The organism is Aquibaculum arenosum, from assembly GCF_029222965.1.
GTDB classification, from domain to species: Bacteria; Pseudomonadota; Alphaproteobacteria; order Kiloniellales; family DSM-21159; genus Aquibaculum; species Aquibaculum arenosum.
Genome location: NZ_JARHUD010000002.1, coordinates 291,372 through 313,179, shown reverse-complemented (window position 1 = coordinate 313,179; position 21,808 = coordinate 291,372). Strand labels below are relative to the sequence as shown.

Below are 21,808 nucleotides of genomic sequence, written 5' to 3'. Positions count from 1 at the left end.
GTTGGCTGCTCCCCGCTGCGTAAAGGCAATCAGAGATGCGAGTAGAATGAGGCCGCACTGCGCGGCCCGGGGGAGAGAGTGCGTAAAGCTCTATACATTGCAAGCGCGGTGGTACTGCTGCTTCTGGCCGGCCTGGGCGGAAGCATGGCCTGGTCGGCCCTTACACCCGCCGGTGAGGACGCGGTGATGACCACGCCCGTCACCAAGGGGACGCTGCGCGACGAGGTCAGCGCCCTGGGAACGCTGGAACCACAGGACTTCGTGGATGTCGGCGTCCAGGTATCCGGGCAGATCCAGGCCTTGCACGTGGAATTGGGCCAAGAGGTTGTCGAAGGTGATCTCTTGGCCGAGTTGGATGCCGATGTGTTTCAGGCCCGGGTCGACTCCGACGCGGCCGAGCTGCGGCGGCTCGAAGCCTCCCTGGCCGAGCGCGAGGCGCAACTGGAACTGGCGCGTCGTCAGTTCGAGCGGTCTGAGAAACTCCTGGCGCAACGCGCCACCAGCCGGGAAGCCTATGAATCCGCCGAAGCGGCTGTGAAGGTCGCCGAAGCGCAGATCATGGGCCTGCGTGCACAGATCTCCCAGAGTGAATCGGCATTGCGCGCCAACGAGGCAAACCTGGGCTACACCCGCGTCTACGCACCGATGAGTGGAACCGTGGTCTCTCTTGATGCCAAGGTTGGACAGACCCTGAATGCGAATCAGTCCACGCCGATCATTCTGCGCATCGCCGACCTCGCGACCATGACTGTGCGTGCCCAAGTGTCCGAAGCCGACGTGATGCGCCTGGAACCGGGGATGCGCGCCTACTTCACAACGCTGGGCGACCGCAACCGGCGCTGGGAAGGCAGTTTGCGGCAGATCCTGCCGACCCCGGAGGTGGTCAACGACGTCGTGCTCTATCAGGCGCTCTTCGAGGTTCCGAATGCGGACGGGCGGCTGCTGACGCAGATGACCGCCCAGGTCTTCTTTGTTCGGGATGCTGCCGAGGACGCCTTGCAGGTCCCGCTGAGCGCAGTCGAAAGCCTGGGTCCGAATGCACAGGGCGAGGAACAGGGCCAGGTATTGGTTCAGAGCAATGGCAGGCTGGAGCCACGGCAGGTCGTGCTCGGGCTGCGTAACCGTGTTGCCGTCGAGGTGCGTGACGGGCTGCGCGAAGGCGAGCAGATCGCGCTGCAACTCCCAGCCTCTGGTGCAGCACCAGGCGGGGCTAGCCGACAGCGGGTGCCGCGCCTGTGAGCACACCGCTGATCGAACTGGTCGGCTTGCGCAAGGCCTATGGCGAGGGGGCAACCCGCTTCGAAGCGCTGCGCGGCATCGATCTCACCATCGAACGCGGCGAGTTTGTCGCCATTGTCGGCAGTTCCGGTTCTGGCAAGTCCACGCTGATGAACCTGCTCGGCTGCCTGGATCAGCCAAGCGGCGGGCACTATCGCTTCCAGGGCCGGGAGGTTGGGGATCTCGATCCGGAGAGCCTGGCGCGGCTGCGTCGTGACTCCTTCGGCTTCGTGTTTCAGCAGTACAATCTGGTTGGTAACGCCGATGCCCTTGGCAATGTGGAAGTACCGGCACTCTATGCCGGGCTCGGTCGGAGCCAGAGGCGCGAGCGGGCGCGCGGCCTGCTGGAGCGCCTCGGCCTGGGCGAGCGCGTAACCCATCGCCCCTCGGCGTTGTCCGGCGGCCAGCAACAGCGCGTGTCGATCGCGCGCGCTCTGATGAATGGTGCCGACGTCATTCTGGCCGACGAGCCGACCGGCGCGCTCGACAGCGCCAGCGGCCAGGAGGTGCTCCGCCTGCTGCGCGAGCTGCACGCCGAAGGCCGGACCGTCATTCTCATCACCCATGATCCCGCGGTGGCGGCCGCCGCCGACCGGCGGATCGAGATCGTGGATGGCAGCATTGTCTCCGACACAGGCACCATCGACATCGACCCCGCTGGGGCAGGGGCTGTGGCGCCTCTACAAAGACCACCCGAACGCAGCGGCGGCCTGCCGCTCAGTGAAGCGGCCGGCATTGCCTGGCGGTCGCTGGCAGCCAATCGCTTCCGCACCCTGCTGACTCTGCTCGGTATCGTCATTGGCGTGGGCGCCGTCATCGTGATGCTGGCCATCGGCGACGGCGCCCGGGACGAGGTGGTGGCGCGTATCCAAGGTATGGGCAGCGACCTGCTCGTCGTGCGGCCCGGCGCACCCGGTCAGCGCGGCGGCGACGCCACGCTCACCGCGGCCGATGCCGAGGCGGTGGCGGGCCTGCCGAACGTGCGCGCAGCTGCTCCTGAAATCAGCGGTTCGATGACCCTGCGCGCCGGCCTGCAGGACATCCGCACGAGCCTGCTGGCGACGTCGGCCGACTATGCCGCCCTGCAGAACTGGCCGGTTGCGGCCGGGATGTTCCTGCAGGACAGCGATCTCGACAGCTATGCCCCCGTCGTGGTGCTCGGACAGACCGTGGCCGAAGCCCTCTTTCCCGCCGGAAGCGATCCAATCGGCCAATGGGTGTTGGCGCAGAACGTGCCGTTGCAAGTCATTGGCGTGCTGACGCCCAAGGGTGCGACCAGCTGGGGCTCCGATCAGGACGACGTGGCCATTGCGCCACTGACCACGGGACAGCTCCGCCTGCTGGGCCAGCAGCACCTGCGCTCCATCACGGCCCAGGTAGAGCGCGGCGCCGACGTGCACGCGGTCGAGGCAGCGATTGATCGGCTGCTGCTGGAGCGCCACGGGCTGCGCGATTTTTCGATCCGCAACCGGGCGGCCTTGATTGCCTCAGTGGAGGAAACGCAGCAAACCCTAACGCTGCTTCTGGGATCGATTGCCGCAGTTTCGCTGCTGGTTGGGGGAATCGGGGTGATGAACATCATGCTGGTTTCCGTAACCGAGCGTACGCGCGAGATCGGTGTGCGCATGGCGGTGGGAGCCAGACCGCGTGATGTCATGGCGCAGTTCCTGGTCGAGGCACTGGTGGTCTGCGGACTTGGCGCGGGGATCGGTGTCCTGCTGGGCCTGGCCGTGACCTGGGGAATTGGCGCCGTGGGAACGCCCGTCCTCATAACCTTGCCGCCCATCGTGGGAGCGGCGGCCTGTGCCATGTTGATCGGGCTCGTCTTCGGGTTGATGCCGGCACGCCGCGCAGCGCAACTCGACCCCGTGCGCGCCTTGGGAGCGGATTGATGATGCAAAGTAGTAACCGGCGAAGCTTCGGGCGCGGGCGAGCTGTTCTTGGGCTGACCACAGCCGCGTTGATACTCGGCGCTTGCGCGACACGGCCGCCGCCCGAAAGCCAAGAGATAGCGTTACCCGAGAGCTATCAGTTGGCGGAACTGGCACCGGCGGACGTGGCTTTTCCGGAGCCGGATTGGTGGCAGCGTTTCGACAGCCCCGTTCTCGACGATCTCGTCACCCGCGCGATCGATAACAATCCTGATCTCTCTGCTGCGGCTGCACGCATCGCCCGGGCCGATGCCGAACTGCGGCGCAACCGCGCCGGCCTGCTACCTCAGGTCAACGCCGATGGCAGCGCCAGTCGCAACAGCCGGCCCTTCGTGGACCCACCGCAGGACCGCGGCGGGTCGAGCTACAGTCTCGGCCTGCGGGCCAGTTATGAGCTGGATCTTTGGGGCGCAGAAAGTGCCTCAGTGGAGGCGGCGCAGGCGCGGGCCTTGGCGAGCCGCTACGATCAGGAGGCCGTGGCGCTCTCTTTGGTGTCGGAAGTGGCGCTTGGCTATATCGCCCTGCTAGGGCTCGAGCGGCAGATCGAAGCCACTCGGCGTAGCCTGGATCTGGCACGCGAGGTGGAAGCCCTGACTGCAGTGCGCGAACGGGCTGGGGCCAGCTCTGGCCTGGAATCGGCCCAGCAGCGCAGCGTGATTGCCGGTCTTGAAGCGAGGGCAACCGACCTCGAACGGCAGGTCAGAGCCCGCCGAGCGGCCCTGGCTGTCCTTCTGGGCGAAGCGCCTGGCGCTGAGTTTGGCAATGGGGAGGCCATGCTGGATCTGGCCGTGCCATTGCCATCCCCGGGCTTGCCGGCTGAGCTTTTGCGCCGGCGTCCGGATCTGCGGGCGGCCGAAGCGGAACTGGCTGGCGCTGCGGCCGATGTGGCCGTGGCCAGGGCCGCGCTCTTCCCGAGCCTGTCACTCACCGCCGGAGGCAGTTCCGCCAGCGATGCGCTGCGCTCCCTGCTGGATCCGGCCGGACTGGTGCTAACCGTGAGCGCCAGCCTGGCTCAAAGTGTCTTTGATGGTGGCGCAAGACGTGCCGGCATTGAGAGCAGCGAGGCGCAACAGGTCGCCCTGTTGGAAGGTTATCGCGGATCTGTGCTGAGCGCGCTGCAGGAAGTCGAGACGGCGCTGTCAGATGCGCAAGCGCAGGCCCGGATTGAAAGCGCCCGGTTGGAAGCGCTGGATGCGGCGCGCCAAGCGCTGGCAATCGCCGAAGCGCAATTTCGCACCGGTGCCGTAGATTTCCTTAATCTTCTGGAAGCCCAACGTAGCCTGATCGACGCCGAGACCCAGGCGATTCTAGCACGTCAGGCGCGACTGGAAGCTGCCATCGGTCTCTATCGAGCGCTGGGCGGGGGTTACGACCCTGAAGCGCCAGGCTTGCGCCTGGCTCAGACAGAGTAATCCGCCACTTGTCCCGCCTGTTGCTGCCTGCCACGACCGTGCCCCCAAGCAGGAGGCACGGTCGCAGGAGTTAGCAGCAGTGGTCAGCCGGCGCGGCGGCGCTCACGCATGAAGCCGACGCCACCCATGTCGGGCCGGCCGCCGTCATCAGCGGGCTTACCAGCGCCGCGGCCGTTGCCGCGCGAGTTGGCCTGTGCCGGGCGAGAGCGCGGTTTGCCGGCGCGCGACCCCTTGTTCCAGCCAGAGTCGTTGTTGGCAGGACGCGGTGAACGCTGGGACTTGCCGTTCCCACGGCCCTGCTTGGGCCGGGGCATGAACTCGGGTTCGTTGCCGCGACGGCGGTCTTCGGACGGGATCTGCTGACGGATCAGCTTCTCGATGTCCTTCAGGTAGGCCCGCTCCTCCGCATTGCAGAAAGAGATGGCTTCGCCGTCGGCACCGGCGCGCGCCGTGCGGCCGATACGATGGACGTAGCTTTCCGGCACATTCGGCAGATCATAGTTCACCACATGGGTGATGCCGTCCACGTCGATGCCGCGTGCGGCAATATCCGTGGCGACGAGCACGCGCACCCGACCTTGCCGGAAAGCACCAAGCGTGCGTTCACGCTGGCCCTGGGACTTGTTGCCATGAATGGCTTCGGCCGGCAGGCCATCGCTGGTCAGGTTGCGGGCGATCTTGTCCGCGCCATGCTTGGTGCGGGAGAAGATCAGCGCCCGGTCAAAACCGACATCATTGAGCACCTCGGTGAGCAGGCCGCGCTTGTCGACCCCGTCCACCAAGATCACTCGCTGGGACACCCGCTCGGCAGTCGAAGCCACCGGTGTGACCGCGACGCGCAGGGGATCGGTGAGCAGTTCCCCGGCCAGCTTGGCAATGTCGCCCGGCATGGTGGCGGAGAAGAAAAGGTTCTGACGACGCTTGGGCAGCTGTGCCACCACCTGTCGGATCGGCTGGATGAAGCCCATGTCCAGCATCTGGTCCGCCTCGTCGAGGACGAACATCTCGACGCCGGTCAGGTCCAGGGCGCGCTGACCAGTGAGGTCCAGCAGGCGACCGGGTGTGGCCACCAGGACGTCGACGCCGTTCTGCAGGGTGCGGATCTGCCGATTGATCGGCACGCCCCCGAAGACGACAGCGCTGGTCAGGGAAAGGTGACGCCCGTAGGCGCGGAAGGAGTCGCGAATCTGGCTCGCCAACTCCCGGGTGGGGCTGAGAACCAGAACCCGGCAGCTCTTGCGCTTCGGCCGGCCGCCCATCTCATGCAGGCGGTGCAGCAGGGGCAGGGCGAAAGCCGCTGTCTTGCCGGTGCCCGTCTGTGCAACGCCCAGCAAGTCGCGACCGGCGGCAACGCCGGGAATGGCCTGCGCCTGAATCGGAGTGGGCGTGGTGTAACCCTCGTCGGTCAGAGCGCGCAGGAGCGGCTCGGCCAGGCCGAGGTCAGTAAACTGTGTCAAAATGGAAACTCGCTTTCGTGTAGCAACAATCGCGTGGCACGAACCGGGCGCGCCGAAAGGCGGCAACCCTGGTGCGCTGAACGCGGGGATGGTGTGGAGATGCCCCGCGTGACTGGGCGATCGCTGTGAAAGGACGGGCGCGCGGCGAGACGATGATCTTAGAGATCCCGTTCACGCGGCCGCTGCGCCGAACACTGCATTGTGCAGTGCACAAGATATGCCTGCTTTTGGTCTCACGTGCAAGGAATCTTTTGCGCTGTCGTGCTAGGTTTAGCGCTGACAAACAGCGAAAGCGGTGGGAGGCAGGGGCCAATGGACTTCATCATCAAGGGCGCAACGCTCTTCGACGGGTCGGGAGAATCACGAAGAGAAAACTGCGATCTGTCCGTGAGGGCCGGTCGCATTGACGCTGTGGAACCGGACATTGCCGTTCCGAAGGGCGCGGAGGTGATTGATGCCGAAGGCCTCGCCCTCATGCCGGGGATCATCGACACCCACACGCACTATGATGCGCAGGCGACCTGGGACCCCGGCTTGTCTCCCTCGCCGGCCCACGGGGTGACGAGCGTTGTAATCGGCAACTGCGGGTTCACGATTGCCCCCTGCAGGGAAGAGGACCGCGAACTGGTGATGCGCAACCTCACCTAGGTGGAGGGCATGTCCCTGGACGTGCTGCGCCAGGGCATCGCCTGGGATTTCGAGACCTTTCCCGAGTACCTTGCATCCTTGGAACGGCGCGGGACCCAGGCCAATGTGGCGGCCTTCCTCGGCCACAGCGCCTTGCGCAGCTACGTCATGGGTCAAGCGGCGGTGGAGCGCACTGCCACCGATGAAGAGGTGGCGGAGATGCGCCGCCACGTCGGCGCAGCGATGGCGGCCGGTGCCATCGGCTTCGCAACCTCGACGGCGCCGCAGCACAATGGCTGGGGCGGCGTTCCCATGCCCTCGCGGCTTGCAGACGACCGCGAACTCTATGCGTTGGTGCAGGAGATGTCCGACTCGGGGCGCGGCCTTTTCATGCTGACCAAGGGCAATCACACGGACGTGCCCTGGCTCGAAGCCCTGGCAGCCGAGACAGGTTGTCCGGTGATGATAGCGGCCTTGCTGCACAATCCCACCAACCCGCAGGGTACATTCAAGGAGCTGGCCCAGATTGCCGAGGCGCGCTCACGCGGTCGCGAACTCTGGGGCCAGGTGAGTTGCTGTCCCCTGACGATGGATTTTTCCCTGGCGTCCGCCTATCCGCTGGAAAGCCTTGCGGCCTGGCAACCGGCAATGGCTGCCACGGGTGAAGAGCTGCGCAGACTACTGGCCGAACCGGCGTTTCGGCAGTCGGTGAAGGAGGAACTGGAGCAACCGGCCGGCGTGCGGTTGTTTAACGGCGAGTGGGATAAGCTGGCGCTCACCGAGGCGGCCAGGGTGGAGAATCGGCACCTGGAGCATCGCAGCATCGCGGAGCTTGCGGCAGAAGCCGACCAGCATCCGTTGGACTGGCTCCTGGACTTTGGCTTGTCGGAGAACCTGGAAAGCCTCTTCACCGCGATACTGCTGAACGCCGATGAGGAGGCCGTGGGCCGGATGATACGCCATCCCAATGCCTCGGTGGCGCTGTCGGATGCCGGGGCGCACCTCACCTTCTTCTGTGACGCTGGCTTCGGCCTGCACCTGATGGGGCACTGGGCCCGCCGGCGCGGTGTCCTGAGCCTCGAGGAGGCGGTGCGGGAGTTGACGGCGAAACCCGCCGAGATTTTCCGTCTGCCCAACCGGGGCCGCCTGGCGCCGGGCTACGCCGCCGACCTGCTGCTTTTCGATCCAGAAACCGTTGACCGCGGCCCCAAGCGCCGGGTTCACGATTTGCCTGGCGGCGGTGCCCGCCTGACCACCGAGGCGATCGGCCTGCACGGTGTCTGGGTGAACGGACAGCGTATCGTCGATGGAGAGGGCCGGCTGACTTCAGACAGTGCCCCGGGTCAACTGATGCGACCCAAGGCCGCGACGGCGTCTTGAAAGTCGGGACGCCGTCGCGGGCTTCCGGTTCCAGCGATCAGAAGAGCATTACCGTCCGGGTGATCACGGCGAGCTGGTAGATCATTTGCGCCAGCTCCTGGGCAAAGACCCAGCCCTTGAAGTCGACACGCGGCGGCGCGATGACCTCGTCACCCGCACGGACGACTGTTGTGGGCGAGACCACTTCAACCTGGCCGTTGAGGCGGCGCAGTATGACCTTTCCGCTGTCGCCGCGATCGGTCAGGCCACCCGAGCGCCCGATGTAGAAGCGCGCGGTCTGCCCTTCCTCGAAGGCCAGAGCCTGCGGTGCCATGACTTCGCCAGAGACCATGACCACGCCGCGCTGCGGCGGGATGATGATCTCGTCACCGTCTTCGAGGCGCAGGTCGACGAACTGGCCGCGTGAATTCACCACCACCACCGTGCCGTCTGGTTCGACCCGTCGGGCGCGCTCGATGTAGCCCATCACCATCTCGGCTTCGGCACGACGAATTGTCGCCTCGCCCTGAAGATCGATGGTGGAACTGACCAGCGAGCGCTCCAGCCGGTCCAGCGCGGCTTGTAGAGATGCCTCCTGTTGCCGCGCGACGCTCTCGCGGCGGAGATGGACGGCGTGCACGGCTGCCAGTTCGGGATCGACCTTGATGTAGTCGAGAAGCTGGAGCAGCGAGGCATTGCGGCTGGTGACATAGGTTGAGGGGCCGATGTGCGCGCCGCTCACCTCCACCATGATGGTCTCGCCAGCCTGATCGGCGCCGAAAGTGACGCGATCCTGATCTCTCAGTTGCTCGCGCTCGAAGACATCGAGAGGGATGTAGTCTGACTCGGGCATGCCATTGCGGCTGCCGATGACCCGCGCATGAGTCGCCTTGGGGAGCGGTCTGCTCATCCGGATCAGTTCCGCACCGGTCAGCGGTCCGTCCACCGGAAATTCAAAGCGGTAGTTGTTCCGGACGTCACCCTCCGCGATCACGGTACTGCGCTGCTCGCCCACGAGGATGGTGTCACCTTCCTGGAAATTGACGCGGGGCAACTGGCCGCTCAGGAGAAAGTCATAGAGATCCGCGCGAGCGATGACGCGGTCATTACGCAGGATGGTGATGTCGCGATAGCTGCCACGGTTCGGGTCGACACCGCCGGCCTTGGCGAGAAAGTCGATCACCGATTCCGAGGGCGCTCCGGGGAAGCGGCCCTGGCGTTCCACAAAGCCGGTGACGAAGACACCGATGGCGCGGGTGCTCGCAAGGGTCGCGTAAACGCCCACGTTCTCACGGTAGACCGAACGCACTTCCTGTTCGACGTGCTGCGAGAGCCCGCCGCTCGAAACGCCGCGGACCTGTACCGGGCCGATGCCGGGCAGGAAGATGTTGCCCTGGGGGTCGACGGCGGTCGTGATCTCCTGTTCCACCTGTCCCCAGGTGCTGACCAGGATCTGGTCGCCGACATCCACCTGGTAGTTGGGATTGGGTCCTTGGCCGCCGGCCATTCCCGGCGCTTCGAACAGACTGGCGCCGAAGGGCGGGAGCTGCGCGGCGAAGGGATCTTCCGGTGCGCCGGGCACAACCACTTGGGGCCAGCGACCGGGTTGCTGTGTTTGAACCGACCCGTCGTCGGGGCGAGCCCGAGGCAGCGGCGGCTCCGCCCGCTGCTCGGAGTCTGCCTGCGTCGAAGTCACTGCCTGCCCTGCCTGAGCCAGGGCATCCCCGGATGTTCCCAGGAGCAGCGCGAAGCCGAATAGTATCAATAGTAAGCGCACGATTGGCTGTCCCCTGCCCAAATGGATGCGTGGGAAGATGCAAGACGGGCTGTTTGGCCTTCCCCCGAGTGCCGGCCCCGACGAGCCTCCCGAATAGATGTTCCTCACGCCACCCCTTACTCCAGCCTCAATTCATGAGGTGGTCATTGATGCCTGTTACGATCAGGCGTCCGATGAGAAAGATCAACAGTGAAGCCACGAAGATCAAAGCCATGTTCTCTTCCCGGCGCGGGAACTTGGCGGCTTCCGCCTGGTGCGGCTCGACAATTGGCACGAGATAGACTTGCTGGCGCTGTGCCTCGACGCGCGCGCTTTCCAGGGAGGCGATGGCCGAGGTGTAATCCTGGTGAGCCAGTTCGCGCTCCAGGGTCAGCATCTCGTAGTCGTTCAGCACATTGGCATAGCGTCGTTCCCCGTCGTCTCCAATCAGACGCTGCTCCTCGACGCGGATCTGTTCTTCGATAGCGTTGAGCCGGTTGCGTAACGACGTCATCTGCATGCTGTCGCCGTCCATGTAGCTGCTCATCTCACCCAGCTGAGAGGCGACCTGTGCGTATTCTGACTCCAGGCCCGAAATGATGCCGAGGATGCTGCCTGAGCGCTGCTCCGGGTCGAGCTCCTGATTCGTCAGGCGGAACTGCAGCAGTTCGCTGCGCACGTCGGCCATGCGCTGCTCGGCTCGTTCCACCTCGCTGCGTGCCAGGCGCAGGGAGTCTGCTTCGGCTCGTTGATTGAATTCGTTGACGAGCCGTTCGCTGATGTCGTTCAGCGCCACCAGAATATTGCGCGAATCATCCGGCCGATAGGTCTTCGCGCCAATGGTGATGATGCCGGAGGTTTGGTCATAGGTGACTTCGACTCGATCTTGGAAGTGCTCGACCAGATCTTCCAGCGGGGCACTGGCGGACAGACGAGAAAGAAAATCGCCTTCCTCGCGGGAGAATATCGTCCGGAGGTCTACCTGCGTCGTCAACTGCTGAACAGCGTCATGCGAGGTCGCAAACTCCGCAATGCTGTCGGCCTCGATGGAGGCGCTGCCCAGCTGAATGCCGCCAATGGCCGAACTCATGAGCGAGGGCGCGCCGGTCGCGCTCTGCGAGCGCACGGAGATGCGCGTTTCCGTGTAGTAGAGATCCGAGGCGATAAAGCCGTAGTAGAGCACGCCGCCCAAGGTCGGCAGGCCCACAATCAGCAGTGCCGGCAACCAGCGCTTCAAACGTGCGAAGAAACCCGGGCGAGTCTTGCCCTTGTGAAGACTCGAATCGCCTTCACGAATCTCCGGTTGAGTCGCAGGTTTTGTTGTCGCGCCGTCGTTATCCTCTTCTTGCTCCTCGCGCCTGGGAGCACGAGCCGCTGCGCCGGACTTAGCCCGCGCCGCAGAGGCTTTGGCAGCTTTCTTCCTCGCGGGCGCAGCGGCTGGAGCACTGCTCTTTTCTGACAACATATCGTCATCAAAGAGATCGTCGTCGGCTTCCTCTCCTGGCGGACGCTCGGGAGGAGGTACTGCCTTCAGTTTGGCCTTCTGACGCGCTTTGCGCTTGGCAACCTGAGCTTCGCGCCGCGCAGCGTCATCCTCAGATGCCGCTGAACCAGCCTTCTGCGCTGATTCGAGTTCCGTTTTCGCCTTATCGCCATTCGCGGGCGAGTCAGTTCCAGCCTTCTGACGCGTGGCGCTGTCGGCTGCGTCATCAGGGCGGCGGTATTTGGAAAGATCGTCTAAGTGGGCCATGTAAGTCGCCTACATCTGGCGGTAAAGCCGCAGCGCTTCGTCGACATCGTCATAGCGCTCAAGCCTACCGTCATTGAGAAGAAAGACCACGTCGCAGATCTTTCTGATGGTTGCCTCGCTGTGCGAGATCAGGATCATCGTGGAACGTTTCTTCAATTCACCAAAGGATTGGGTAAAACGACGGCGGAAACGGGAATCGCCGACGCCCGGGATCTCGTCGATGAGATAGCAGTCGAATTTGACAAAAAAGGACATACCCACGGCTAGGCGGGCGCGCATGCCCGAGGAGTAGGTTTTGATAGGCATGTGCATGTATTCGCCGAGCTCGGCGAAGTCCTGTACGAAATCCACCGCGTCTCGCCAGTTGACGCCGTAAATTCGGGCGATGAAGCGAATGTTGTCAGCTCCGCTCATCGAGCCTTGGAATCCACCACTGAAACCCATGGGCCAGGAGAGGCGAACGTTGGAACGGACCATGCCTCGGTTCGGTGCTTCGGCCTTGGCCAGAATTCGCAGGAGCGTTGATTTGCCTGCCCCGTTACGGCCCAGGATTCCCACGTTCCGATCAGTAGGGATGTCCTCGGTCAGATCCCGGAAGACATAATGCCGCCCATCGTTGGTGCGGTAGTATTTGGTCACGCCCTGGAGTTGGATCACTTTTCCTTCCTCCGGTCGCGAAACATGCGCTCGCAGAGCAGACCCATGAAGGTGGTGATGAGAATCCACCAGTTCACGTAGCCATAGCTCACCCGATAGGGCTCGACCTGTGCAAAGTAGGCAGCGCGCATCAATTCGATCACGTGCAGGATCGGGTTCCAGACAAGTATGTCCTGCACCGACATGGGGAGCTGCTTCAACGTGAAGAAAATCCCGGAGATCCACAGCATAAGGCGCCAAGTCGGGCGCATGAAGTGGTCGACCCAGGGAAAGTTCATTGTGATGGCACCGAGCAGCATGCCGATGCCCGCGCCAAGTAGGGCGGTGTAGATCACTGTGACTAGCAGCAGGAACGGCCGGTCCGGCGGCGAGGCAAAACCGAGTATAACTCCCCCGCCGATGATCACCACAAAGACCGCGATGAAGGTGGCAGTTTCCAGCAGCAGGCGTCCGAGCATCAGGTCAAAGGGCGTGACCTGTGGAAAGAGGAGAAGGCTGCGATTGCTCTCGATGGCGCTGGACATGCGGGAAGCGATGTTGCGCATTGAGAGATAGGCGATGATACTTGTTGCCAGAAACGGCAAGAACTCCATGCCCTGCGGTGGCGACCGTCGGCCGATCGCAACGTACCCGAGAGTGAATACGCCCACCAGCAGCAGCGGCTCCACCAAAGCCCAGAGATAGCCGATATTGGATCGACCGAAGCGGGACTGCATTTCCCGCAGAATCAGGGCGTAGATGACTCGCCCTTGGACCGTCAAGCTGCGGCCCAGATCGCCAAAGCTCCTGGTAGCACTCATCTGGTTACCTTTTCCGCCGCTGATGTCAGCGGGATGCCAACTCGCGCAGTGGCCTGATCAAGTGCCAGCCTTGCTGCCCCTGGCACATGACGCGTTCGCTGGGGCGAGCCGTCTGCGTGTTCCAGAGTGTCAGGCGCCGACACAGGCGGCCGCGAGCCGAGACATACTCCTCGTTGATCAGCACCTGGGCCTCGACGCCGCCTTCAAGCGGGATCAGCTCCTGGCTGCCCGGAGGCGCCGTGGACGCAAAATTAAGCAATGCTGCGTCGGCTGGTGTCGTTGTCTGCTGCTCGACAGCAACCGGTATGCCACCCGCAGTCGGCGCGCCTTCCGGTGTTGCGCTGTTAACTGTGCTACAAGCCGCCACGAGAAGGCAGAGTGACAGGCCGCCCAGCAATTTCATCGTAAGATGCACGTTCTTGCCCGCTCCTCTTTTGCTTGGTGGCTGTGAAGCAACTCGGTCTGATACCACAAGCGTCAATCCTGGCCAAAGCCCGGCCTCTTCCTGCGGAAATCTCTCGCGAGTGACTGGCGCAGGGGTGCGAGAGTAACGGCACGCCACGGGCTCATGCGAGTGTGAGATTAGGGGTCACACCCGGTTTCTGTCAACTCTGTTGACGATATTGCTCTGACACTGCCTCAAAAGTGCCCGCGATCCCGGAGGAGGGAGCGCAGGGCTCATTCCCTCCAGCCGGAGCACTCACGGCGGATGGCCGCGTCAGTGACAGCAAATCAAATGACACCGCGGCGGCGCAACTCATCGATGATGCGATCAGCCATTGCATCTGGTTCCTCTTCGGCGCCGGGCAAGCGCATCTCCGGCGCTTCCGGTGCCTCGTAAGGGGAGTCGATGCCGGTGAAGTTCGCGAGCTGGCCGGCACGCGCCTTGCGGTAGAGACCCTTTGGATCGCGGGCTTCACAAATCTCCAGCGGCGTATCGACGAAAACCTCAATGAACTCGCCGTCCTCCACCAGATCCCGCGCCATTCGGCGTTCCGAGCGGAAGGGGGAGATGAAGGACACCAGTGTGATCAAACCGGCGTCGACGAAGAGCTTGGCCGTTTCGGCGACGCGGCGGATGTTCTCCACCCGGTCAACGTCGGTAAAGCCGAGGTCGCGGTTCAGCCCGTGCCGCACGTTGTCGCCGTCAAGCAGGTAGCTGTGATGGCCGAGAAGGTGCAGCTTCTTCTCCAGGGCGTTCGCGACGGTGGATTTGCCCGATCCCGACAGACCGGTGAACCAGAGGATAGCCGGCTGCTGGCTTTTCAGGGCCGCGCGGGCCTGTTTGTCGACCGCTATCTCCTGCCAGTGGACGTTGGAAGCGCGGCGCAGCGGGAAGTCGATCATGCCGCAACCGACCGTGATGTTGCTTATCCGGTCGATCAGAATAAAGCCACCGCCTTCGCGCTCCTGCTTATAGGGGCCGAAGGGAATTGGCTGGTCGGTGGAGACGTTGCAGACAGCAATCTCGTTCAGTTCAAGCTGCTTGGCTGCCGTGTGCTCCATGGTGTTGACGTTGACCGCGTGTTTTATCTCGGTCACCTGGGCCGAGACCTGCTTCGGCCCCAGTTGCAGCAGAAGCTTGCGCCCCGGCAGCAGCGGTTGGTCGCTCATCCACACCAAATGAGCCGCGAACTGATCGGTCACCTCGGGTCGGGCGTCGGCAGCAGCAATGACGTCGCCGCGGCTGATATCCACTTCGTCCTCGAGGCAGAGGGTCACGGCCTGACCGGCGACGGCTTCGTCCAGTTCGCCGTCATAGGTGACGATCCGTTCGACCTTGCTCGTGCGAGCGGAGGGAAGAACCACGATCTCATCGCCAGGGCGTATGCGCCCACCGGTAATTGTGCCGCTATAGCCCCGGAAATCGAGGTTCGGGCGGTTGACCCACTGTACGGGCAGGCGGAAGGGGAGTTCTTCCTGTTCGCGGCCCACCCTTGCCGTGTCCAAGGCTTCCAGCAGCGACGGGCCTTCGTACCAGTCAGTGCGATCGCTCGCGCTGATGACATTGTCGCCAGTCAGCGCTGAGAGCGGAATGCCGATGATGCTCTCGAACCCGAGGCCTTCAGCAAATTGACGGAAGTCGCTGACAATCTCTTCGAAGCGGCCGCGATCGAAATCCACCAGGTCCATCTTGTTCACAGCGAGCACGACCTGCCGGATCCCCAGTAGCGAGACCAGGAAGGCGTGGCGGCGGGTCTGAGTCAGCACGCCTTTGCGCGCATCCACAAGAATGACCGCCAGTTCCGCTGTGGAGGCGCCGGTGACCATGTTGCGGGTGTACTGCTCGTGGCCCGGGGTGTCGGCCACGATGAACTTACGCTTCTCGCTGGCGAAGAAGCGATAGGCCACGTCGATGGTGATGCCCTGTTCGCGCTCGGCCGCCAGGCCGTCGACGAGCAGCGCCAGATCCATCTCCTCCCCGGTGGTGCCCCAGCGTCGACTGTCCTGGCCAAGCGCAGCGAGCTGGTCTTCGAATAGCTGCTTGCTGTCGAAGAGCAGGCGGCCGATCAGTGTCGATTTTCCGTCATCGACGCTGCCGCAGGTGATGAATCGCAGCAGCTCCTTGTCGCTCTGCTGCAGCAGGTAGGCTTCGGTGTCTTCGGGGCGCAGCGATGTAGCGTCCAGCATTAGAAATAGCCCTCCTGCTTTTTCAGCTCCATGCTGGCGGCTTGGTCGCGGTCGATGACGCGCCCCTGCCGCTCGGAACTGCGGGCGATCAACATTTCGTGGATGATCTCCACCAGATTTTCGGCGCGGCTTTCGATGGCGCCGGTCAGGGGATAGCACCCCAGGGTGCGGAACCGCACCCAGCGCTCCTGCACCGTTTCGCCCGGCTCCAGCGGCATGCGCTCATCGTCGACCATGATCAGCGTGCCGTCGCGCTCGACCACCGGCCGCGGCTTGGCGAGATAGAGTGGCACGACAGGGATCTGCTCGAGAAGGATGTACTGCCAAATGTCGAGCTCGGTCCAGTTGGACAGCGGGAAGACCCGGATCGACTCGCCCTTATGGATGCGCCCGTTGTAGGCGTTCCAGAGTTCGGGGCGCTGGTTTTTCGGATCCCATCGATGCGTCGAAGTACGGAAGGAGAAAATCCGCTCCTTTGCGCGAGACTTCTCTTCATCGCGACGCGCGCCGCCGAACGCGGCGTCGAACTTATACTTGTCCAGAGCCTGCTTCAGGGACTGCGTTTTCATTACGTCTGTGTGAACGGCAGAGCCATGGCTGAAGGGGCCGATGCCCTCGCGTACTCCGTCCTCATTGATATGGACGATCAGGTCCATGCCAAGTTCCGCTGCGCGTCGGTCGCGGAACTCGATCATCTCCCGGAACTTCCAGGTCGTATCCACGTGCATCAGCGGGAAGGGTGGCTTGGAAGGGTAGAAGGCCTTCATCGCCAGATGGAGCAGCACCGAGCTGTCCTTGCCGATGGAATAGAGCATCACCGGGTTACGGAACTGTGCCGCGACCTCGCGCATGATGTGGATGCTTTCCGCCTCCAGGCGCTGCAGGTGCGTCAGTGTCTGCCTTGCTTGCATTCTCTCGGCTCGAACAAGTGGAACAATGGCCAGGCGCGGACTCTCGACCCTGAACCGCGCAGCCCTAGGCCGATGCTGGATATAGCTGCTCGGCGAAACGAAGGAAAGCCTCGGTTGGGATTCGCGAAATCGAGCTTGGCCAGTGACCGGAGCGGGGTCGTGTTCGTAATTCAGGCGCGCGCTGTCCATGCGGAAATGCAATTTGGTAACGAGGCACCGCCGCGGAGTGTATTAGGCGATGATTCGGCGGCCGCTATTCTGTCTGTGCGTTGAGGTTCTTCACCCTTGCTTGACCCTTGTCCCACTGTCGTGGCATTTCGGTGTGAAAATGCGGAATGCACGGGGGGAACATGACACGGGGCATGGCTATTCACCACGGTTTATTGCAAACGGCCACCCGTCGCCAACGCCTTCTCTGTTCGGCAGCAGCGGCCATCTTTGCTTTGGGTGCGGCCTCCTCTGCTCGTGCTGCGCCTGATGCCTGCGATCTATCGAGTGACACAGCGGTGTGCGGCGGCGATCAGTCTGCGGGCATCAGCGGGACCGTCGGTGGTGATTTAGATCCCAACATCATTGAAACGCTGCTGGTTCAGGATCTGGCCCACAACATTGCGCCGGTTGAGGGGGGCATGGCATAGAGTTCGAATCAACATCGAACATCCGCATCATCGCGGATATCGGGCCGTACAGCATTGTCACGACCGGTGACGGAATCGGCATTTTGGCGCAGACCGAAGCGGCCAGTCTCAGCAGCGGCGATCACAATGTCGCGATCATGAACGGCGGTGACATCGACGCCGGCGGAAGCGGCATTGTGGCCCACGTTCATGGTTATCATATCGTGGACATAGAACGGCAACACTCTCGGCTTTCCATCGATGACAGCAGGGCTGAGTTTAACACTGACCACAAAGAATTTCCCCGAGTTGAATTTTTTGCCGGTGTGTCCGTGGAGAATAACGGCTCCATTTACACGGAAAAACATGGTGCAGTAGCAACTACCCTCTTGAACGCGGAGCAGGATTACACACAGGTCAGCGACCAAGAAAATGACGCCCAGCAGCTTGTCGGTGTTCAGTCTGAGGTAGCTGGCGTTGATGTGATAGCCAAAGATTTTGCTGAGACGCGGCTCAACGTGGAGCAAATCAGTGGCGTGCAACAGGAACTGGACCTAGGCGGATTACATGGCTCCGGGAATGTTAGGTTATCCAACGATGGGATAATAGAGGCTGGCGGCAGTGGCATACGGGCCTGGTCTCAGATCGAATTAACCCATCGCCTCAGGCAGGGGGCATCTCAAGCGAACGACGCCGAACAGGATGCATTGCAGAAGAATAACGCTGATCAGCGCATAGTAGGCTTGGGTGTTGCCGGTTCCGGTCGGGCGACCGTCATCAATGAGGGCATTGTCGTGGCCGGTGGCGACGGCATTGTGGCCGTCAACCAGCACAGACATAGCAGTGGCACTCATCAAATCAGCGACCAGGGTGGTGGATCGAGCGTAAGCGAATGGGCATCATTGGATGAAGCAACCGCAGACGCGTCCGATCTCATGGACGTGGAACAGCTGAATGCTTCTGATCAACGCGCCGAAAGTGCACTGGGCGAGGCGCGGGGCGCGATCTACGTCGAAAACAGCGGCCTGATTGAGGCAGCAGGCGACGGCATCGTGGCGGCGACGCACGGCGAGATGAACAATTTCGTAATCCAGGCCGCGGACCAGACTCTTTCCGGCATGCAGGCGGCCTTTGGCCGGAACGGCGATCGACTTCAGGCGCAGTCATTGTTCCAAAGCCACGATAACCGACAACAAGCCGAACGGTCCGTGGGCGATCGGCTGGGCGCGGTCAGGGTCGAGCACAGCGGGCTGGTGATGGCCGAGGGAGACGGTCTGGTCGCTGGATCTGCCTGGCGCATGGAGTCGAGCCACTATCAGGAAACCTGGCAGAACACCGACCTTGTCCAGCTGCGTCACAGTGACAGTGGCGCAGAACAGATACTCGTCGGCGAGCAGTCGAGCGAGAGCGAGCAAAGCTCGAGTTCCAGTTTTGGACAGGAGATCGCCGCACTTGATCTTCGCAATGATGGGTCGGTGATGGCCTTGGGCGACGGCATGTCGGCCTCGACCCGCGTCGAAAGCCATTGGGAAGCATCGCAGTCCGTGGGTCAGATCGATGGACTGGTTCAGGTCGCCAACAGAGGCAGGCCGGAGGATATGGATGCTCCAGCGCTGCAGGGACAGGCGTTCGAGCATCACCTCTTGTCGCAGCAGGACTTGGACATCTCGGTCGGCGGCGATCTTGGTGCCGTCCGGGTTCGCAACGACGGCGATGTGATGGCCGAGGGTGACGGTCTGCGGGCCGATACGCAGATGGCACTGGGCTTTCACCTGTCGCAGGAGCAGCGCCAGAACGGCGATTTCATTCAAACCGGACAGAGTGCGACCGAAGTGGATCTCGAGCAGGACCAGGACGGGCAGCAGTCGAAGAGTGGCGCGCAGGCCGCGAACTTTCATCTGGGCAATGGCACAGCATCGATCCTGGTCGAGAACAGCGGCTTGCTGCTCGCCGACGGTGACAGCTTGGTGGCGGCCTCTCAGCTCGACTTTGACCTGTCGCTGGAGCAGTCGATCGAGCAGCGTGGCTACCAGCTGCAGCGCATGAGCGCCGAGGAGGTGGAGCAGTCCCAGGCGGCGGTGCAGGACGCAACGGCGACCCAGGAGGTCGATGTGGGCCTGGGCCAGCGTGCCGGAGCCGTCACGGTCCGAAACAGCGGCACGGTGGACGCCGAGGGCGATGGCATCCGTGCCGAGTCTCACCTGTCTCTGGGCCTTTCGGCTCCCAAGAGCATCAGCCAATCGCTCGGCGGTGATCAGCTCGCCTCCGAAAGCCTGAATGGGCGCCAGGCCACGGACCTGTCGCAGAGCCAGACCGCTGCGCAAAGCACGCTTGTTTCGCTGGGAGAGGAAGCGGCGTTCGTGCGGGTAGAGAACGACGGCCTGGTGCTGGCTGAAGGCGACGGCGTCACGGCGCGCGCCCGTGCCGACCTGTCGATTGGGCAGGTGTTTGGCGAGGCCGAGGACAGTGCCGAGTGGAACTCCAGCCAGGAGACCTCTGCCGGCATCCTGCAGACTTACGAGGTGGGGCAGTCGCAGAATGGGGATCAGTCCCTGGCTGTCCATCTCGAGGAAGACATTGCGGGGATCGAGGTGAGCAACAACGGGGCGATCGTCGCCGGCGGGGATGGCATCGTTGCCGAGTCCGCCATCAACGTCGCCTCCAGCCAGATGCAGGGTCTTGGGATGCCGCCGCATCGACGCATTCTGATCGAGAACGATGGTTTTGTTCTGGCCCGCGGCACGGGCATTCGCGCGGCGTCTCATACGAGCACGCCCCAGGGCACGGGCCACCCCGGCGATATCGAGATTACCGTTGGCGAAGACGGAGCCGTGCTGTCGGAAAGCGGCTTTGCGATCGATATCGAGGGCGGCGCGGATAACCTGGTGACCAATCACGGGGCCATTGCATCCGACGGCGAGCTCGCGATCCGTGGCGGTGGCGGCAACGAGACGGTGGTGAACCATGGCTGGATCTACGGCAGCGTCGATCTCGGCACGGGCCGCAATCGTTTGGACAATCGTGCCGGCGCGCTGTTCGAGCCGGGCAGCCTGGTTGCCTTGGGTGGTGGTGAGCTGCGCAATGCCGGTGATCTCTCCCCGGGCGGTTCGGGGAGGATCGAGCGCACCAAGGTCGAGGGCGACCTCCGCTTCGCGAATGGCAGCCGCTACCTGCTCGATATCGCACCCGAAAACCGCTCGGACCGCCTCATCGTCGAAGAGGCCGCTTCCATCGAGGCTGGCGTGGACGTGGTGGTTGAGAAGGCGGAGGGCGCCTATCCCTATGGCACCCGCTACGAGATCCTGAACGCCTCGGAAGGCGTGGAAGGCACCTTCGCCGGCGTGGTTCAGGACCGGCCGTTCCTTGAACTCCGCCTCGATCACGGCGCCAAAACGGTGGCCCTGGATGTGGGGCGCAGCGGCACGGATTTCGCAACCGTCGCCCGCACGAGGAATCAGCGCGCAGTCGCTGGAGCCCTGGAAAGCTTCGGCAGGGATACGGACAATCCGCTCTATGCCATGCTGGTCTGGGCGGACGAGGAAGAGGCCCGGGAACTCTACGACACGCTTTCCGGTGAGACGCACGCCACGGCCCAGTCGGCGCCCGTCGACATTGCCCGGCGCACACGCAGCCAGCTCTTGGGCCGCCTGTCCGGCTTCGGTGCAGGATTCTCCAGCGGCTCAGGCGGTGAGCAGAATGCCCTGCAGGCCAACAGCTTGGCCTCGCTTGCGGTGAGCGACGCAGGCGAGCCGGAGCGCTCCTCGGCTGAGCCCGGGCAGCCGGCACTCGGACCTGCGGCCTGGGTGCAGGCCCATGGTTCCAGCGGCTCGCTCGATTCCGATGGCAACGCCGCGGAAACCGATACGCAAAGCTGGGGCACGATGCTGGGCGCCGAAATGCTCTTCTCGGAGAACTTCGGCATGGGCCTGGCGCTCGGCTTCCAGGATGACCGCCTTGAGACGGCGGCCCGGGACAGCCGCACCGAGATCGATACCTACTCGATCTCGACCTACGGCCTCTGGCGGAGCGGAGCCTGGCGGCTGCGTGGCGGTGCCGGCTTCGGTTGGCATGACTATGAATCCCGCCGCACGGTCAACCTGCCGACCGGAAATGAAACCGCGAAGGCGGACTACAAGGGCTGGTCGGCGCAGAGCTTCGGTGAGGTGGGCTACCGCCTGCCCTTGGGAACCGCCGAGGTCGAGCCCTTCGCTGGGCTGGCGTTCCAGCACACCCGCACCGACAGCTATTCCGAAAGCGGCGCCGGAGCGGCCAACCTGGACATCGACAGCGACCGGGCCTCGATGCTGCATTCGAGTATCGGCGTTATGCTCAGCGAGACCTTCTCCTTCGACAGCGGCCTGCGCCTGCGCCCGCACGCCAGCGTGGCCTGGGAGCGGCGGCTGGTGGGCTCGAGCGGTGATGCCCGCATGGCCTTCTCCTCCGGCGGCTCCAGCTTCAGCGTGTCGGGGCCGAAGCGCAGCAAAGATGCCGCGGTGGTTGGCGTGGAGCTCGATATCGGCCTCGACAACAACGTCGAGGCCTTCGCCGGCTACGACGCTTACCTGTCGTCCACTCAGAAGGAGCACACGGCCCGCGCCGGTATCCGCTTGCGGTTCTGATGG

Annotated in this window: 15 protein-coding genes and 1 pseudogene; 6 read left to right on the top strand and 10 right to left on the bottom strand. The window is 63.4% G+C overall.

What is annotated here, in order from left to right; all coding sequences use genetic code 11:
• The first annotated feature begins 78 nt into the window (after positions 1-78).
• Genes P2G67_RS04320 through P2G67_RS04310 form a run of 3 tightly spaced genes read left to right on the top strand, consistent with a single transcriptional unit; the run spans position 79 to position 4,621 of the window.
• On the top strand, positions 79-1,239 hold the full coding sequence (locus tag P2G67_RS04320; protein ID WP_275820390.1) for an efflux RND transporter periplasmic adaptor subunit: 1,161 nt from the start codon (positions 79-81) through the stop codon (positions 1,237-1,239).
• Complete coding sequence (locus P2G67_RS04315) at positions 1,236-3,170, top strand: MacB family efflux pump subunit (protein ID WP_275820389.1); 1,935 nt, start codon at positions 1,236-1,238, stop codon at positions 3,168-3,170. The genes P2G67_RS04320 and P2G67_RS04315 overlap by 4 nt, the downstream gene beginning before the upstream one ends.
• Positions 3,170-4,621, top strand: a complete 1,452-nt coding sequence (locus P2G67_RS04310) for an efflux transporter outer membrane subunit (protein WP_275820387.1) — start codon at positions 3,170-3,172, stop codon at positions 4,619-4,621. The genes P2G67_RS04315 and P2G67_RS04310 overlap by 1 nt, the downstream gene beginning before the upstream one ends.
• A gap of 83 nt (positions 4,622-4,704) precedes the next feature.
• Here P2G67_RS04310 and P2G67_RS04305 read toward each other — a convergent pair whose 3' ends face one another.
• Complete coding sequence (locus tag P2G67_RS04305) at positions 4,705-6,078, bottom strand: DEAD/DEAH box helicase (RefSeq protein WP_275820385.1); 1,374 nt, start codon at positions 6,076-6,078, stop codon at positions 4,705-4,707.
• A 312-nt stretch (positions 6,079-6,390) separates the two neighbouring features.
• Here P2G67_RS04305 and P2G67_RS04300 point away from each other — a divergent pair.
• Positions 6,391-8,085, top strand: a pseudogene (locus tag P2G67_RS04300) (N-acyl-D-amino-acid deacylase family protein).
• Positions 8,086-8,122: 37 nt separating this feature from the next.
• Here P2G67_RS04300 and P2G67_RS04295 read toward each other — a convergent pair.
• The 7 genes from P2G67_RS04295 to cysD form a co-directional block, all read right to left on the bottom strand.
• Complete coding sequence (locus tag P2G67_RS04295; protein WP_275820384.1) at positions 8,123-9,760, bottom strand: polysaccharide biosynthesis/export family protein; 1,638 nt, start codon at positions 9,758-9,760, stop codon at positions 8,123-8,125.
• 208 nt (positions 9,761-9,968) lie between these two features.
• Positions 9,969-11,570 (bottom strand): KpsE/RkpR family capsule polysaccharide export protein, encoded by a 1,602-nt coding sequence (locus P2G67_RS04290; RefSeq protein ID WP_275820382.1) that lies wholly within the window; start codon positions 11,568-11,570, stop codon positions 9,969-9,971.
• 9 nt (positions 11,571-11,579) lie between these two features.
• The gene (locus P2G67_RS04285; RefSeq protein WP_275820380.1) at positions 11,580-12,227 is read right to left on the bottom strand and encodes an ABC transporter ATP-binding protein; all 648 of its coding nucleotides are present in this window, start codon (positions 12,225-12,227) and stop codon (positions 11,580-11,582) included.
• Positions 12,224-13,027 carry an ABC transporter permease gene (locus tag P2G67_RS04280; protein ID WP_275820377.1) on the bottom strand — a complete coding sequence of 268 codons (804 nt, stop codon included), beginning with the start codon at positions 13,025-13,027 and terminating at the stop codon, positions 12,224-12,226. Before P2G67_RS04280 ends, P2G67_RS04285 begins: the two co-directional genes overlap by 4 nt.
• A 25-nt stretch (positions 13,028-13,052) precedes the next feature.
• Positions 13,053-13,442, bottom strand: coding sequence for an RT0821/Lpp0805 family surface protein (locus P2G67_RS04275; protein WP_275820375.1), 390 nt, complete (start codon positions 13,440-13,442; stop codon positions 13,053-13,055).
• 317 nt (positions 13,443-13,759) lie between these two features.
• Positions 13,760-15,658 carry a sulfate adenylyltransferase subunit CysN gene (cysN, locus tag P2G67_RS04270; protein WP_275820373.1) on the bottom strand — a complete coding sequence of 633 codons (1,899 nt, stop codon included), beginning with the start codon at positions 15,656-15,658 and terminating at the stop codon, positions 13,760-13,762.
• Positions 15,658-16,569, bottom strand: a complete 912-nt coding sequence (cysD, locus tag P2G67_RS04265; RefSeq protein ID WP_275820371.1) for a sulfate adenylyltransferase subunit CysD — start codon at positions 16,567-16,569, stop codon at positions 15,658-15,660. Before cysD ends, cysN begins: the two co-directional genes overlap by 1 nt.
• 362 nt (positions 16,570-16,931) lie before the next feature.
• On the opposite strand from cysD, the gene P2G67_RS04260 reads away from it, so the two are divergent.
• Positions 16,932-17,207 (top strand): hypothetical protein, encoded by a 276-nt coding sequence (locus P2G67_RS04260; RefSeq protein WP_275820369.1) that lies wholly within the window; start codon positions 16,932-16,934, stop codon positions 17,205-17,207.
• An 8-nt stretch (positions 17,208-17,215) separates the two neighbouring features.
• Here P2G67_RS04260 and P2G67_RS04255 read toward each other — a convergent pair whose 3' ends face one another.
• The gene (locus P2G67_RS04255; RefSeq protein ID WP_275820367.1) at positions 17,216-17,728 is read right to left on the bottom strand and encodes a hypothetical protein; all 513 of its coding nucleotides are present in this window, start codon (positions 17,726-17,728) and stop codon (positions 17,216-17,218) included.
• A 108-nt stretch (positions 17,729-17,836) separates the two neighbouring features.
• The gene (locus tag P2G67_RS04250) at positions 17,837-18,025 is read right to left on the bottom strand and encodes a hypothetical protein (protein ID WP_275820365.1); all 189 of its coding nucleotides are present in this window, start codon (positions 18,023-18,025) and stop codon (positions 17,837-17,839) included.
• Between the two features lie 63 nt (positions 18,026-18,088).
• Between P2G67_RS04250 and P2G67_RS04245 the strand changes: the two genes are divergently transcribed.
• On the top strand, positions 18,089-21,805 hold the full coding sequence (locus P2G67_RS04245; protein WP_275820363.1) for an autotransporter outer membrane beta-barrel domain-containing protein: 3,717 nt from the start codon (positions 18,089-18,091) through the stop codon (positions 21,803-21,805).
• Positions 21,806-21,808: the final 3 nt, after the last annotated feature.